16 protein-coding genes, 1 other RNA gene and 1 other annotated feature are annotated in these 14138 nt (G+C 54.0%); of the genes, 8 read left to right on the plus strand and 9 right to left on the minus strand.

Annotation, left to right across the window (positions count from 1 at the left end; all coding sequences use genetic code 11):
- Positions 1-91: 91 nt before the first annotated feature.
- Positions 92-188, plus strand: an RNA gene (gene ffs, locus QLG08_RS11240) — signal recognition particle sRNA small type.
- 138 nt (positions 189-326) lie between these two features.
- On the opposite strand, the gene QLG08_RS11245 is transcribed toward ffs, so the two are convergent.
- The 3 genes from QLG08_RS11245 to QLG08_RS11255 all read right to left on the minus strand — a co-directional run bounded on the left by QLG08_RS11245 (position 327) and on the right by QLG08_RS11255 (position 1444).
- A complete protein-coding gene (locus QLG08_RS11245) occupies positions 327-542 on the minus strand; it encodes an HHA domain-containing protein (protein ID WP_013024903.1) in 216 nt (71 codons plus the stop codon).
- A 24-nt stretch (positions 543-566) separates the two neighbouring features.
- The gene (gene tomB / locus QLG08_RS11250) at positions 567-944 is read right to left on the minus strand and encodes an Hha toxicity modulator TomB (protein ID WP_015700827.1); all 378 of its coding nucleotides are present in this window, start codon (positions 942-944) and stop codon (positions 567-569) included.
- 146 nt (positions 945-1090) lie between these two features.
- Positions 1091-1444, minus strand: coding sequence for a hypothetical protein (locus QLG08_RS11255; RefSeq protein ID WP_013024905.1), 354 nt, complete (start codon positions 1442-1444; stop codon positions 1091-1093).
- A 354-nt stretch (positions 1445-1798) separates the two neighbouring features.
- Here QLG08_RS11255 and QLG08_RS11260 point away from each other — a divergent pair, with 354 nt between their 5' ends.
- From QLG08_RS11260 to QLG08_RS11270, 3 genes are read left to right on the plus strand one after another with little or no spacing between them, the layout of a single operon-like run.
- Positions 1799-2467 carry an ABC transporter ATP-binding protein gene (locus QLG08_RS11260; RefSeq protein ID WP_014606429.1) on the plus strand — a complete coding sequence of 223 codons (669 nt, stop codon included), beginning with the start codon at positions 1799-1801 and terminating at the stop codon, positions 2465-2467.
- Positions 2464-3303 carry a metal ABC transporter permease gene (locus tag QLG08_RS11265; protein WP_013024907.1) on the plus strand — a complete coding sequence of 280 codons (840 nt, stop codon included), beginning with the start codon at positions 2464-2466 and terminating at the stop codon, positions 3301-3303. The genes QLG08_RS11260 and QLG08_RS11265 overlap by 4 nt, the downstream gene beginning before the upstream one ends.
- A gap of 12 nt (positions 3304-3315) precedes the next feature.
- Positions 3316-4194 (plus strand): metal ABC transporter substrate-binding protein, encoded by an 879-nt coding sequence (locus QLG08_RS11270; protein WP_019106635.1) that lies wholly within the window; start codon positions 3316-3318, stop codon positions 4192-4194.
- Between the two features lie 59 nt (positions 4195-4253).
- On the opposite strand, the gene ykgO is transcribed toward QLG08_RS11270, so the two are convergent.
- The 4 genes from ykgO to QLG08_RS11290 all read right to left on the minus strand — a co-directional run bounded on the left by ykgO (position 4254) and on the right by QLG08_RS11290 (position 9321).
- Positions 4254-4394, minus strand: coding sequence for a type B 50S ribosomal protein L36 (gene ykgO, locus QLG08_RS11275; protein ID WP_014606428.1), 141 nt, complete (start codon positions 4392-4394; stop codon positions 4254-4256).
- 11 nt (positions 4395-4405) lie between these two features.
- Positions 4406-4660 (minus strand): type B 50S ribosomal protein L31, encoded by a 255-nt coding sequence (locus QLG08_RS11280; protein ID WP_014606427.1) that lies wholly within the window; start codon positions 4658-4660, stop codon positions 4406-4408.
- Between the two features lie 289 nt (positions 4661-4949).
- Entirely contained in the window at positions 4950-8099 is a 3150-nt protein-coding gene (locus QLG08_RS11285) for a multidrug efflux RND transporter permease subunit AcrB (protein ID WP_014593090.1), read from the minus strand.
- 16 nt (positions 8100-8115) lie between these two features.
- Positions 8116-9321, minus strand: a complete 1206-nt coding sequence (locus tag QLG08_RS11290) for an efflux RND transporter periplasmic adaptor subunit (RefSeq protein ID WP_013024912.1) — start codon at positions 9319-9321, stop codon at positions 8116-8118.
- Between the two features lie 142 nt (positions 9322-9463).
- On the opposite strand from QLG08_RS11290, the gene acrR reads away from it, so the two are divergent.
- Complete coding sequence (gene acrR, locus QLG08_RS11295) at positions 9464-10102, plus strand: multidrug efflux transporter transcriptional repressor AcrR (RefSeq protein ID WP_013024913.1); 639 nt, start codon at positions 9464-9466, stop codon at positions 10100-10102.
- On the opposite strand, the gene rsmS is transcribed toward acrR, so the two are convergent.
- Complete coding sequence (gene rsmS / locus QLG08_RS11300) at positions 10099-10254, minus strand: pleiotropic regulatory protein RsmS (RefSeq protein ID WP_013024914.1); 156 nt, start codon at positions 10252-10254, stop codon at positions 10099-10101. The two genes, acrR and rsmS, sit on opposite strands and share 4 nt — an antisense overlap.
- A gap of 75 nt (positions 10255-10329) precedes the next feature.
- Positions 10330-10860 (minus strand): primosomal replication protein, encoded by a 531-nt coding sequence (locus tag QLG08_RS11305; protein WP_014593092.1) that lies wholly within the window; start codon positions 10858-10860, stop codon positions 10330-10332.
- Positions 10861-10917: 57 nt separating this feature from the next.
- Here QLG08_RS11305 and QLG08_RS11310 point away from each other — a divergent pair, with 57 nt between their 5' ends.
- The 3 genes from QLG08_RS11310 (at position 10918) to dnaX (ending at position 14138) form a co-directional block, all read left to right on the plus strand.
- The gene (locus QLG08_RS11310) at positions 10918-11307 is read left to right on the plus strand and encodes a DUF454 family protein (RefSeq protein ID WP_013024916.1); all 390 of its coding nucleotides are present in this window, start codon (positions 10918-10920) and stop codon (positions 11305-11307) included.
- Positions 11308-11458: 151 nt separating this feature from the next.
- Positions 11459-12010, plus strand: a complete 552-nt coding sequence (apt, locus tag QLG08_RS11315) for an adenine phosphoribosyltransferase (RefSeq protein WP_282472914.1) — start codon at positions 11459-11461, stop codon at positions 12008-12010.
- 157 nt (positions 12011-12167) lie between these two features.
- Positions 12168-14138: a DNA polymerase III subunit gamma/tau gene (dnaX, locus tag QLG08_RS11320; RefSeq protein WP_022622653.1), complete on the plus strand. Its 1971-nt coding sequence runs from the start codon at positions 12168-12170 to the stop codon at positions 14136-14138.
- Positions 13480-13541 (plus strand) — a sequence feature (DnaX frameshifting element). (Overlaps the previous gene by 62 nt.)

Here is a 14138-nt window from a genome sequence, read left to right on the forward strand (position 1 = left end):
ACCAACGGTCATCCCGACCAGGCTTGCAATTGCCGGGGGCATCCCCGATAATGCCTGCGCTCTCGAAATGAGGGCTAGTCAATGGGGGCCCTGTTGGTTCTCCCGCAATGCTAGCTTGTGAACTCGGTCAGGTCCGGAAGGAAGCAGCCGCAGCAGGTGACGTGTGTGCCGGGATGTAGCTGGCGGGGCCTCCACCATTTCATCTCGTAAACATCCCTCTTCCCAGATGATAAACAGGCGAATCTCGCCTGGGCCGTTCCATTGCCGGCAGGCGAGTTGTGCAAAAACGGGCTGGTGAAATCAGATCAAACGTAATACAAAATAGGTTAGCGTACAAATTTCCAGACTGACACCGGGACTTTGTCATAGAGCTTGTTCATCGTCAGTTCAGCCAGGCGGTGATCGGCTGCTGAGTAAAATACTGCTAATTCTTCATCGGGTAATTCGTACTTATTTTTTTCAATCACGCGTTCCAGCGTGTCAATAGAACGACAGCGCCTCAGTCGCATCAAATAATCAGTTTTAGTTAGGGTTTTGTTCATAAATAAACCGTTCTCACGTCAGTACTATAATGAATGGCTTGGCTGTTGAAGAAAAGCGCACTCTTCAGTAAACACATTAAATAAACGTTTCGCTGAGCGTTGCCAGCGCTGAAGATCCTGAGTATTTACACTGTAGTTGCTAAACAGCATAAAGGTATCATCAAGATATTCATCGATTTGGGTAATCAGTGCTTCGTCTTCAACGTGCTTAATTTTGTAATTCATGGTGAAAGAGGCGATGTGCTCAATCAAATCGTTTAGCTGTAAATTGCTTTCGGCAGTGGGGTCATTAACCCAGCCGTGATGACTGTCAGTTAATGTCGCCATGCTGTCGTCAAACAGATTCTCACACAAGTATTTAAGCTGGGCAATATCATGCCGTTTCGGTGAGTATTCGTCCATCTTTTTCCCCTCCGTAGCGAGCAAAGTTACCGCAAAGCGGCGCGATTAGGTGAAGCGGCCAGGAAGTGGTTATCGGGTTTGTAAATAACGGACTGAGTTAAGAATAGTGTAGAATCATTAGTTCTGCTCACCTCCATTACTAAATATTACAATTCATCGCCAGGTGAGGGGCGCTGATTCTCAATCGGCTCAAATACAAGCGCGGCAGGGCAGATACGGAAGCTGACTTGTTCATCTTGCGTAACGATTTCATTTAAATCCAGACACGGATTAAATAAATTCCACTGAAAATCGTAAAGTAACTTAAATCTATTCGTCTCTGTCATCTCAACAGCAATAACGCGTAAACTGCCTGGCACTAAGATGGCATTGGCTGAATACCATTGTAAATCGCCAACAAGTGAATCTGTTATTTTGAGAATATTCCGCTCTATAATTGTGGCTAATTTTGCGCAATCCGTTTCATCCTGCGCGACATCGCATTCAATTCTTACTGACATAGTCTGCTCATGAATAACAACTTATAAACCCATCATTGATGTTCTTCTGGCGGTTTGCAAGTAGTCCGCCACACATAATAAGGCCTCGTTGAGGGCAAATTTAAGCAAGTGGTTGATTCGTTGCTGCTTCTCTATAGCCCTTTTTATGGCAAATCGTGCGCTGGTTTATTTTTTGAAACACATTGCCGTGGTGATAACGCGACAACATCGGATATCATAGTTGTTATGTTATAACATTTTTTTTGGTGCGGTGATGAATCAAAGTGGACTGTTAATGTCACTCGGAGGACGGTTAGTGGTGGCTCTCCTGTTAATCGCTGTTCTGGCAACAGCGATGTGGTGGGGAATGCAGCCGTGATAGCGTTGAGAAATCTACAGGTGGGTTATCAAGGGCAATCTGTCTCACCCGTTCTGACCACCCAGTTGCCCCAGGGCAGCATGACCGCGCTGATTGGTGCGAACGGAAGCGGAAAATCCACACTGATTAAAACCATCGCTGGCTTATTGCCGCCAGTGCAGGGGCAGTGTGAACTGCATCTTCCGCGCCGGGAAGTTGGCTGGCTGCCTCAGCGAAGCGAGCTGGAAACACGTTTTCCTTTAACCGTGTACGAGCTGGTTTCAATAGGTTGCTGGCCGCGCTGTGGCTGGTTTGGCGGAATCAACCGGCGCTTGCGTAAAGAAATTAGCGAGGCCCTGGAGGCGGTGCAGATGAGCGACTATGCCGATGCTCAACCTGCCACCTTATCCGGCGGACAGCTGCAGCGTGTGCTGTTTGCCCGGCTGATGCTGCAACGTAGTCGCCTGTGGTTGCTTGATGAGCCTTTTAACGGCATTGACAGCAAGACGGTAACGCTACTGATGTCCATCTTGCAGCAGCAGCAGCAGGCTGGCACCACGCTCATGGTGGTGCTCCACGATCGCCCGCTGGTTGAGCGTTATTTTAGCGATGTCTTGTCTATGGATGATGGTGCTCACCGCCGCAGTGTGATCGATGCCGCGCCCTTACGGAGCGTGGCGCCGTGACAATTATTCAACCGTTTATTGAGTTCAGCTTTATGCGACGGGCGCTGGTGGCCTGTGTCGCGCTTGCATTTAGCGCCACCCCGCTAGGCGTTTTTCTCTCTTTGCGCCGCATGAGTCTGATTGGGGATGCCTTATCCCATGCCGTACTGCCCGGTGCCGCTATCGGCTATTTACTCTCCGGCTTGTCCCTGGTTGCGATGGGCGTGGGCGGGCTGATTGCCGGCCTGGCGGTGGCACTGCTGTCGGGTGCCGTGAGTCGTTACACGCCGCTCAAAGAAGATGCCAGTTTTGCTGGCTTTTACCTGGGCTCGCTGGCGCTGGGCGTCACGCTCGTCTCACTTCGCGGATCCAGCGTTGATCTGCTGCACGTTCTGTTTGGCTCCCTGCTGGCGGTGGATAACCCTGCGCTGGCGGTGGTCGGTGGTATCGCCGCGTTTACGCTGCTGATGCTGGCCGTCATTTACCGTCCTCTGGTCATTGATGCATTCGATTCCGACTTTCTGCGCGCACAGGGCAAATGGAGCGCGCCGCTGGTGCACGGTATTTTTCTGACGCTGGTGGTGCTCAACCTGGTCGCAGGTTTTCAGGTACTGGGAACCTTGATGTCGGTGGGGCTGATGATGTTGCCCGCCGCCAGCGCCCGTTTCTGGAGTCGTCACCTCGTCATCATGCTGGGCTCGGCCATGCTGATGGCCGTGCTGTCGGCGTTTGCCGGGCTGGTGCTTTCCTGGCACTTTTCACTGCCGGCAGGACCGGCGGTGGTGTTGAGTGCCGCAATGCTGTTCTTTCTCTCCATCTTAACAGGGCCGTGCGGTGGGATTTTGCGCCGCCATTAATCAGAGGTAGCTATGAAGATATTCCCCATTAGTCTGGCAGTCGGTGCGTTAGTCATCAGTCCATTCTCTATGGCAAAAACGGTCGATGCGGTAGCGAGTTTTACCGTCCTGGCCGATATTGTGAAGCAAATTGGTGGCGATCACGTCCACGTGAAGAGTCTTGTCGGGCCAAATGGCGATCCGCACACCTTTGAACCGACACCACAAGACAGCGAAGCGCTGGCGAAAGCGGATGTGGTCTTCGTCAGCGGGCTGGGGCTGGAAGGCTGGATGAATCGTCTGGTGAGTGCCTCGGGCTATAAAGGTCAACCCGTAGTGGCGTCAACGGGCATCGAAACGCGGACGATGGAAGAAGATGGCAAAACCATCACCGATCCTCATGCCTGGAACAGCATGTATAACGGCACGATTTATGCCAAAAACGTGATGGATGCGCTAATCAAGGCCGATCCGCAGGATGCCGATGATATCCGTAAGCGCGGCGAAAAGTATATTCAGCAGCTCCAGAAGCTGGACAGCTGGGCCAAAACGTCTTTTGCGGCTATCCCGCAGCAAAAACGCAAAGTGCTGACCAGCCACGATGCCTTTGGCTATTTTGGGCAACGTTATGGCGTCTCGTTCCTGGCACCTGTCGGTTTCTCAACGGAAGCGGAAGCCAGCGCCAACGATGTCGCCAGCCTGATCACGCAGCTTAAGCAGCAGCATATTAAAACGTACTTTATGGAAAACCAGACCGATCCTCGTCTGGTGAAGCAGATTGCCAGCGCCACGGGCGCGAAGCCGGGGGGAGAGCTTTATCCTGAAGCGCTGTCAACGGCTTCCGGCCCTGCACCCACCTACGAGGCCGCTTTTAAACATAACGTAGAGGCGATGCTGAACAGCATGCGCTGAGCATAAAAAAAGCCGGAATGGCGGGTGAGCGACATTCCGGCTAAGGTTCACGACACACATCAACGTTTTTTCTTTCTTCCCTGTACGGCTTTAAAGCGCGGATTCGTTTTACAGATGATATAGATGCGGCCTTTACGGCGCACAACCTTGCAATCCCGATGGCGATTCTTCGCCGAGCGCAGCGAACTTAATACCTGCATCATGTCCTCTCTTATCGGCGACCCAGAAAGCGGCCAAAGCGCTGGTTGAAGCGGGCAGTGCTGCCTTCTTTAGCAAAGTCTTTCTGCTTACCGGTATAAAACACATGAGATGCCGACGAGACGTCGAGCGTAACGTAAGGCAGGGTTTCGCCTTCAAACTCAACGGTACGATCGGTCTTGATGGTGGAACCGATTTTGAAATACACGTCAGCAGAAGTGTCGTGGAACACCACTGCACGATAGGTAGGATGAATATTCGCTTTCATGATTCTCACTAATGTAATGTTATACTATAACAATATTATGCGCCGCAGCCGATTCGATTGCAACCCTCCAAAAAGCAGGGAAAAACAGGGGCAGTAACAATACTGCCCGGTGGCGATGCGCGTGAGACAGGCGGAAAAGAAATCCATAGCGGAGAGGGCGAGGTGCAGTCAGAGTTGAGCGGGCATCGGGCCCATCGGCGTGGCAGACAGAGAATGTGAGCAGTCAGGTATGAGAAGGCACGATGAGGACAAAAAAAAAGGCCGCTGACGCGGCCTTTATGTTTACGGATTAATGCGAGTGGTTATCGACAGGATGATCCTTTTCGATGTCCGCTTTCTTACCGAAGCGACGGCGCACCACCACAAAGAATACCGGTACAAAGAAGATTGCCAGCGCGGTGGCGGTCACCATACCGCCCATTACGCCCGTACCGACCGCATTCTGGGCACCTGAGCCTGCGCCGGTGCTGATGGCCAGAGGCAGTACGCCAAGAATAAAGGCCAGCGAGGTCATCAGGATCGGACGCAGACGCATACGACAGGCTTCAAGCGTCGCTTCCACCAGGCCTTTACCTTCTTTCTCCATCAGATCCTTCGCAAATTCCACGATCAGGATGGCGTTCTTCGCCGAGAGGCCAACGGTTGTCAGTAACCCCACGACAAAGTAAACGTCGTTACTCAGGCCACGTAAGGTGGTGAAGAGTAATGCACCGACCACACCGAGCGGAACGACCAGCATGACAGAGAACGGGATGGACCAGCTCTCATACAGGGCAGCAAGACACAGGAACACCACAATCAGTGAAATGGCATAAAGAGCCGGTGCCTGGTTGCCTGACAGACGTTCCTGATAGGACATTCCCGTCCAGTCAAAACCGATGCCGGTTGGCAGTTTAGAGGCCAGTTCTTCCATCAGATTCATGGCTTCACCGGAACTCTTGCCCGGTCCGGCCTGACCCAGGATCTCCATGGCAGGCAGACCGTTATAGCGTTCCAGACGCGGCGAACCATACTGCCAGTGTGCCGAAGAGAAGGCAGAGAAGGGCACCATCTCGCCGTTGCTGTTACGGACAAACCACTTATTGATGTCGTCCGGCAGCATACGCGCGTCGGCTTTACCCATCACGTACACTTTCTTCACACGACCGCGGTCAATAAAGTCATTGACGTAAGAGCCGCCCCACGAGGCTGCGAGCGTGGTGTTGATGTCACTGAGTGACACGCCCAACGCCTGCGCTTTCTCCTGGTCGATATCCAGCTTGAACTGCGGCGTATCTTCCAGGCCATTAGGGCGAACACCGACCAGCGTATCCGGATGCTGGGCAATCATGCCAAACAGCTGGTTACGCGCCTGTGTTAGCTTGTCGTGGCCCAGGTTTGCCTGATCGATCAGCTCAAAGTCAAAGCCTGTCGCGTTCCCTAATTCAATAATGGCCGGCAGGTTAAACGCAAAGACCATACCGTCTTTGATTTGCCCCAATGCCTGCATGGCACGTCCCTGTATAGCCGGGACTTTCATATCGCTGCTGGTACGCTCATCCCAGGGTTTAAGGCTGACGAAGGCGATACCGGTGTTCTGGCCCCGTCCGGCAAAACCAAAACCGGCAACGGTAAAGACCGACTTAACCGAGTCCTTCTCTTTTGTCAGGAAGTAGTCAGAAACCTGATCCAGCACCTTCTGCGTGCGTTCCTGGGTTGCACCCGCAGGCAACTGTGCCTGAGCCAGTAACAGGCCCTGATCTTCTTCCGGCAGGAAGGAAGAGGGGAGGCGCAGGAACAGAAACGCCATGCCCAGCACAATCAGCAGGTAAAGCAGCAGATAGCGACCGGTACCGCGAACGATATGGCCCACGCTGTCGACATAGTGATGCGTGCTCTTGTCGAACAGGCGATTAAACCAGCCAAAGAAACCGGTGGTTTTGCCATGATCGCCTTTTTTCACCGGCTTGAGCATGGTGGCGCAGAGCGCCGGCGTCAGAATTAACGCAACCAGTACCGACAGCGCCATCGCTGAAACAATGGTGATCGAGAACTGACGGTAAATGACCCCGGTAGATCCGCCGAAGAAGGCCATAGGAATGAATACTGCCGACAGCACCAGGGCAATACCGACCAGCGCGCCCTGAATCTGTTCCATCGATCGCTTGGTGGCCTCTTTGGGCGGCAGCCCTTCTTCCACCATTACGCGTTCGACGTTCTCGACCACTACGATGGCGTCATCGACCAGCAAGCCGATGGCCAGCACCATCCCAAACATCGTCAGGGTGTTTATCGAGTAGCCAAAGGCGCTGATAATGGCAAAGGTACCCAGCAGAACAACAGGCACGGCGATGGTCGGAATCAGCGTGGCACGGAAGTTTTGCAGGAACAGATACATCACCAGGAACACCAACAGAATGGCTTCCATCAGTGTCTTCACTACTTCGAAAATCGAGATTTTTACGAAAGGTGTCGTGTCATAAGGGTAAACGACCTTCATACCCGCCGGGAAAGTGGGCTGCAGTTTAGCCAGCTCTGCCTTCACCGCCTCCGCCGTGTTCAGGGCGTTAGCCCCGGTCGCCAGTTTGATACCAATACCGGAAGCGGGTTTACCGTTATAACGTGCGATGATTTCGTAGTTTTCCCCACCCAGCTCAATCTGAGCCACATCGCGCAGACGAACCTGAGAACCGTCAGCATTCACCTTAAGCAGAATGTTGCCGAACTCTTTGGTCGAGGTCAGACGGGTTTGTGCAATGATAGAGGCGTTCAACTGCTGTCCCGGCACCGGTGGCGTGCCGCCTAACTGACCGGCAGCGACCTGGGCGTTCTGGGTTTTCAGCGCGTTGATAACGTCAACAGGGGTTAACTGATAGTTATTAAGCTTGCTGGGATCCATCCAGATACGCATGGCATACTGCGCCCCGAATACCTGGGTATCACCGACGCCAGGCGTACGGCTGATCGGATCTTTGATGTTTGAGGCAACGTAGTCAGAAATATCGTTCTGATTCATACTGCCGTCATCGCTGATAAAACCGGCGACCATCAGGAAGCTACTGGAGGATTTTTTAACCTGAATCCCCTGTTGTTGCACTTCCTGAGGCAGCAAAGGCATGGCCAGTTGCAGTTTGTTCTGCACCTGAACCTGGGCGATATCGGCATCGGTGCCTGACTCAAACGAAATCGTCAGCGTCAGTGCGCCCGATGAGTCACTGCTTGATGACATATACATCAGGCCATCAATACCATTCATGTTCTGTTCGATGACCTGAGTCACCGAGTCTTGCAGCGTTTTGGCGTCAGCACCTGGGTAGTTGGCCTGAATCTCAATTGCCGGCGGCGCAACATTGGGATATTGCTCGATCGGTAATTTAAGAATCGATAACGCGCCCGCTAGCATCACGATAATAGCAAGAACCCACGCAAAGATGGGGCGATCGATAAAGAACTTAGCCATGTATCAACGGCTCCTGTTATGACGATGTTTTAGCAGACTGCGCTTTGGACGGATCGCCGCTGGCGGCTTTGGCATCATCGGTGACTTCTTTAGGCGTAACCTGCGCACCCGGTTTTGCGCGTTGCAGACCGGTAAAGATCACGCGCTCACCCGCTTTAAGCCCATCAGTCACCAGCCATTTGTCGCCAATAGCCTGGGCCGCTTTAATCTTACGTGCTTCAACCTTGTTATCCGCGCCCACCACCATGACAGAGGCATCGCCGGTTGGCGTACGGCTCACCGCCTGCTGTGGCACTAAAAGGGCATTCGGGTTGGTGCCTTCCTCCAGACGAGCACGGACAAACATGCCAGGCAGCAACGCTTTGTCGGGGTTCGGGAAGATCGCACGCAGGGTGATGGATCCGGTGGTCTGGTCAACGGTCACGTCGGAAAATTCCAGCGTACCCGGCTGAGCATAGTCTTTGCCGTTTTGCATCAGCAGGGTGACATTCGCTTTGCCATCGTTCTGTTTCAGCTGACCCGATTCGAGTTCTGAACGTAAACGCAGGAAATCTTCACTCGACTGGGTGACATCGACATACATCGGATCAAGCTGCTGCACGGTTGCCAGCGCCGTGGTTTGCCCGCTCTGCACCAGCGCACCTTCCGTTACGGAAGACTTACCGATACGGCCGCTGATGGGCGAGGTGACTTTGGTGTAGGCAAGATTAATACGGGCGGTTTCCACATTGGCTTTGGCTGACTGAACCGCGGCATTGTTTTGCGCGGCGGTGGCCACAGCCGTATCATAATCCTGCTGACTGATGTATTTAGTGCCGAGCAGCGGCTTATAGCGATTCACGGTAAGCTGCGCAATGCGTGCGTTAGCCTCCGCCTTCGCTAAATCGGCTTTAGCACTGTCGTAGGACGCCTGATAGGTCGCCGGATCGATCTGATACAGCGATTCCCCTGCTTTGATCTCTCCGCCTTCAATGAAGTTACGCTTCAGGATGATACCGGAAACCTGCGGGCGAACTTCAGCAATACGAAAAGCCAAAGTGCGGCCGGGTAATTCAGTCGAAATTTTAAGGGGTTCACTTTTAACCGTAACAACACCCACCTCAGGTGGCTGCTGCTGCTGGGCGGCCTGGTCGGATTTATTTCCGTCACATCCTGTTAACACGAAGCTGCCTGATAGCATCAGGACGGCCGCCAGAGGCGTTAACCCTCTGAATTTAGTCATAAATAAACCTCTAGAGTCCGATATCGAATGATCAATGGATCACAAAGCCAGGAACCCATTGCTGCGTAAGAGTTTAGGTCGTGCTATGGTACATACATTCACAAATGTATGTAAACTTACTCGATTGTAAAAAAAGTCCCCTATGGCACGAAAAACCAAAGCGCAAGCTCTTGAAACCCGGCATCAAATTCTTGACGCTGCACTTGCCCTTTTTTCTAAAGAGGGGGTTTCAGCCACTTCCCTGGCGGATGTCGCATCCGCAGCCAGCGTAACACGGGGGGCAATCTACTGGCATTTCAAAAACAAAGCCGATTTGTTAAACGAAATATGGCTTCGCAGTGATGCAGGGCTGGATGATGTGAAACTTGAGTATCAGACAAAATACCCCGGTGATCCACTTTCCATTCTGCGAGCGATGCTGGTGTATATCTTTCAGGCGACGGCCAGAGATCCTCAGCGCCGCGCGCTAATGGAAATTATCTTCCACAAATGCGAGTTTGTGGGGGAAATGGCGGCGGTAAAAAGCATTCAGCAAATCCTGTTGCTGGAGCGTTACAATGAAATAGAAGACGTTTTGCGCCAGTGCATTGATGCCGGGCAGCTCCCGGAAACCTTCCAGACGCGTCAGGCCGCGCTGATTATGCGCGGCTACGTGAACGGCATGATGGAAAGCTGGCTGTTTACACCCGATAAGTTTGATCTGGTTACCGATGCGCCTGTGCTGGTTGATGCGCTGATCGATATGCTGCGCTTCAGCCCAACGCTGGCTAAAAAGGCCTAATCTTTACGCTGCGTGTCGCGCTTTCTTTCAAAGTCGCGCTGAACGATGGCCAGTGCAGACAGCACGGTTTCTACCGCGATCTGATTCTCTTCAAGCAGCTGAATGAGATCGACGGCCAGTTTGACCTCTTCAGGCGCCGTTTCCAGGGACATATTTCCTCCTGAGCAGTTGTATCATGGGCCAGATAAGCGTGCCATCCGGGAATCCCCTCCAGCACGGATAGCGCATTAAGTGTTAAAGGCGCTGTTTGCCAGCGACATTGCCCACTCCACCGAACGGATGGCCTGTCGACAGCGTGCCATACGACCTTCGAGCACCTCCAGGTCTTTCTTCAACTGCTGCTGCACGGCCAGCGTTTCCGCCAGCGCCATTCGCTGTTCACGCTGGTCGATCATAGCCTGCAGTCGACGTTCATACTCGCGGTATTCCTGATATTTTCGCTGCCGGGAAGAGGGCTGAGCGCGCTCCTGTGGGCTACGCAACTGTTGGGTGCGGGCCTCACGTTGCAGAGCAGCAATCTGATCGACCAGATGGCTGGCCAGCCACTGGCTGCGGGCCACGTCACCGTTGGGCTGGCACAAACGCTGATAATTGTGTTCAATCTCCTGCAAATAATCCGCCAGCCGGGTGCCTTTGGTGGTAAAGAGCTGGCTGTCAAAGCGGGGGGAACGGCAGTATCCATCAGGATGGCTGGCAATATCCTGTCGTAAATCAAGCATGCAGTTAAGCAGGCGTTGGTGTGCAGTGACGTAACTCATCGCCCGAGACTCAGGTATGCTAAGGTTACGGGACTGGAAACGCGCTGAGCGATCGTTATGCAACGCATAGTATTATTGACCCTTGGCTGGCTGGCGATTGTGCTTGGCATACTGGGTATTGTATTACCTTTATTACCCACCACGCCATTTATGCTACTGGCGGCCTGGTGTTTTGCCCGCTCCTCTCCCCGATTCCACTACTGGCTGCTCTGGAGATCGCCTTTTGGCCGTTATATCCGCCACTGGCAGCAGCATCGTGGCATGCCCCCCGGTGCAAAAAGCCGGGCGATGATCGTGATTGTAATAACCTTTGCGGTGTCTCTCTGGCTGGTTCCGCTGTGGTGGGTACGCGTCATGTTACTTATTATGCTGGCTGTGCTACTGCTGTTTATCGGGCGCATGCCGGTGGTGGCAGAAACAGCGGATGAACGTTTACCGCCGCGATAAAGTTGCAATTAGCCGACCATTTGCTTAGATTTGGGCCTCTTCGTGTGTAGCTTCCCATTATTCATGCCTCTTCGCTGAGCCTTTAACCCGGTGTTGGCGCTATTGAAGCTGCGCAAAACAGAACAGAATTTTTTTTACCAGGCTTAAGATTATGAACGACACTGCGCAGCAGCTTGAACTGATTAAAAACAGTATCAAAAGTATTCCTGATTACCCGAAGCCGGGTATTCTTTTCCGTGACGTCACCAGCCTGTTGGAAGACCCAAAAGCCTATGCCGCGTCCATCTCGCTGCTGGTAGAGCGTTATCGCAATAAAGGCATCACCAAAGTGGTGGGCACGGAAGCGCGGGGTTTCCTGTTCGGGGCACCTGTCGCCCTCGGACTGGGGCTGGGCTTTGTTCCGGTGCGCAAGCCGGGCAAACTGCCACGTGAAACCTTCAGCGAAGCTTACGAGCTGGAATACGGTACCGACCGACTGGAATTGCACAAAGATGCTATTCAGCCAGGCGATGTGGTGCTGGTGGTCGACGACCTGCTGGCAACGGGGGGCACGCTCGAAGCGACCATCAAACTGATTCGTCGTGCAGGCGGCGAAGTTAAGGATGCGGCATTTATTATCAACCTGTTCGATCTGGCAGGTGAAGCGCGTCTCAAGGCGCTGGGCGTTGACAGCTACAGCCTGGTCAATTTTCCCGGCCACTAACCCTCGCTTGCGGCCTCGAGCTCCGCCAGGCCGCACATCTTTCCCTGTTCAAGATAACGAGTGATAGGTGAAAGCGTAGCTGTTAGACTACTGCAATCATATACAGGGGTTGCAGTGCGTCTGCGCTCACATTTCCATCCAAATTCGTCGAAACCACATGAGCTATCAGGTACTTGCCCGAAAATGGCGTCCACAGGCGTTTGCTGATGTTGTCGGTCAGGAACATGTTCTGACGGCGCTGGCGAATGGATTGTCTCTGGGACGCATCCATCATGCTTATCTCTTCTCCGGCACGCGGGGCGTAGGGAAAACTACGATTGCCCGTCTGCTGGCAAAAGGGCTTAACTGCGAAACCGGTATTACCGCAACACCCTGCGGTCAGTGCGACAACTGTCGTGAGATTGAGCAGGGGCGCTTTGTCGATCTTATTGAGATTGACGCGGCCTCGCGCACCAAAGTGGAAGACACACGCGATCTGCTCGATAACGTGCAGTACGCGCCCGCGCGCGGCCGGTTTAAAGTCTACCTGATCGATGAAGTGCACATGCTGTCGCGTCACAGCTTCAACGCCCTGCTGAAAACGCTGGAAGAACCGCCTTCGCATGTAAAATTCTTGCTGGCCACGACCGATCCGCAAAAACTGCCGGTGACGATTCTGTCGCGCTGCCTGCAGTTTCATCTAAAAGCGCTTGAGGTCGATCAGATCCGCCAGCAGTTGGATCATGTTTTAGAGCAGGAGCAGATCGCGCGTGAGCCACGCGCCCTGCAACTGCTCGCCAGAGCCGCCGATGGCAGCATGCGTGACGCGTTAAGCCTTACCGATCAGGCCATTGCAATGGGCGAGGGCAGCGTGACCAGCGCCACCGTGGGCACGATGCTCGGAACGCTTGATGATGAACAGCCGCTTGGTCTGCTCGAAGCCGTGGTTGAGGGCAATGGCGAACAGATGATGACGCTGCTAGCCCAGGCTGCTTCACGCGGCGTTGAGTGGGAAGCCCTGCTGGTTGAGATGCTGCGCCTGCTGCACAGGATTGCCATGGTGCAACTCCTGCCCACGTCGCTCAATGACGATGAAGAGAGCAATGCGTTACGCCTGCGTGAGCTGGCGCGCGCGGTGCCACCGGCCGATCTCCAGCTGTACTACCAAACCCTGCTCATGGGGCGTAAAGATTTACCGCTTGCGCCCGATCGCCGCATGGGGATTGAAATGACATTGCTGCGCGCCCTGGCGTTCCATCCTAAGGCAGCCATCGCCGAACCGATCGCGCGGCCAACGCTGACGGCGCAGTCGGCACCGGCACCGGTGCAGAATGTCGCTGCCCAGCCCGCTGAAAAGGCGCCCGCGGCGCAGCCGCAAATGGCCGCGCCGGAACCGGCTGTCAGTCAGCAGGCCGTGCCGCCGGCTTCGCCCGATCCGTCACTGTCCAGCTCCACCAGCCAGCTCCTGCAGGCGCGCACCCAGTTGCTGCGCCAGGGAGCAAACAAAGCAAAAAAGAGTGAGCCGGCAGCGCCAGGTGCGCGGCCGGCCAACTCTGCGCTGGAACGACTGGCCTCTGTTACCGAACGCAGCCAGCAGCGAGTCCGAGACAGCACGCCTGCGGCACCGGTAAAAAAAGAGGCTTACCGCTGGAAAGCACAGACGCCAGTGACAGAGGTCGCTGAGCCGGTCGCGACGCCAAAAGCCTTGCGTTCTGCGCTGGAGCATGAGAAAAATCCTGAGCTGGCCGCGCGACTGGCGGAAGAAGCCCAGCAGCGCGATGCATGGGCGGCAGAGGTCGCGGGCTTACCGCTGCCTAAACTGGTTCAGCAACTGGCCCTGAATGCATGGAAAGAAACCACGGATAACGGCATTTGCCTGCATTTACGTTCCAGTCAGCGCCACCTGAATTCCGCGTCGGCGCAGCAGGCCCTGAGCGCCGCGTTAAGTCAGGCAGCAGGCCATCAGGTTGAACTGTCGGTTATTGAAGACGATAATTCTTCGGTATTGACGCCACTGGAGTGGCGTCAGGCCATTTACGAAGAGAAGCTGGCGCAGGCGCGTCAGTCAATCTTGAGTGACACCCACATTCAAACCCTTCGTCGCTTTTTTGATGCCGATTTGGATGAGGAAAGCATTCGACCCGTTTGA

It is taken from the genome of Pantoea sp. V106_11 (genome assembly GCF_029967885.1).
Taxonomy (GTDB): Bacteria; Pseudomonadota; Gammaproteobacteria; order Enterobacterales; family Enterobacteriaceae; genus Pantoea; species Pantoea ananatis.

Excerpts from the sequence above, each read along its gene's own strand:
- ykgO (WP_014606428.1), bottom strand. The coding sequence starts at position 4,394 with ATGCAGGTATTAAGTTCGCTGCGCTCGGCGAAGAATCGCCATCGGGAT.
- QLG08_RS11290 (WP_013024912.1), bottom strand. The coding sequence starts at position 9,321 with ATGACTAAATTCAGAGGGTTAACGCCTCTGGCGGCCGTCCTGATGCTA.
- QLG08_RS11310 (WP_013024916.1), top strand. The coding sequence starts at position 10,918 with ATGCAACGCATAGTATTATTGACCCTTGGCTGGCTGGCGATTGTGCTT.
- QLG08_RS11280 (WP_014606427.1), bottom strand. The coding sequence starts at position 4,660 with ATGAAAGCGAATATTCATCCTACCTATCGTGCAGTGGTGTTCCACGAC.
- rsmS (WP_013024914.1), bottom strand. The coding sequence starts at position 10,254 with ATGTCCCTGGAAACGGCGCCTGAAGAGGTCAAACTGGCCGTCGATCTC.
- QLG08_RS11285 (WP_014593090.1), bottom strand. The coding sequence starts at position 8,099 with ATGGCTAAGTTCTTTATCGATCGCCCCATCTTTGCGTGGGTTCTTGCT.
- tomB (WP_015700827.1), bottom strand. The coding sequence starts at position 944 with ATGGACGAATACTCACCGAAACGGCATGATATTGCCCAGCTTAAATAC.
- QLG08_RS11255 (WP_013024905.1), bottom strand. The coding sequence starts at position 1,444 with ATGTCAGTAAGAATTGAATGCGATGTCGCGCAGGATGAAACGGATTGC.
- QLG08_RS11270 (WP_019106635.1), top strand. The coding sequence starts at position 3,316 with ATGAAGATATTCCCCATTAGTCTGGCAGTCGGTGCGTTAGTCATCAGT.
- QLG08_RS11305 (WP_014593092.1), bottom strand. The coding sequence starts at position 10,860 with ATGAGTTACGTCACTGCACACCAACGCCTGCTTAACTGCATGCTTGAT.
- acrR (WP_013024913.1), top strand. The coding sequence starts at position 9,464 with ATGGCACGAAAAACCAAAGCGCAAGCTCTTGAAACCCGGCATCAAATT.
- dnaX (WP_022622653.1), top strand. The coding sequence starts at position 12,168 with ATGAGCTATCAGGTACTTGCCCGAAAATGGCGTCCACAGGCGTTTGCT.
- apt (WP_282472914.1), top strand. The coding sequence starts at position 11,459 with ATGAACGACACTGCGCAGCAGCTTGAACTGATTAAAAACAGTATCAAA.
- QLG08_RS11245 (WP_013024903.1), bottom strand. The coding sequence starts at position 542 with ATGAACAAAACCCTAACTAAAACTGATTATTTGATGCGACTGAGGCGC.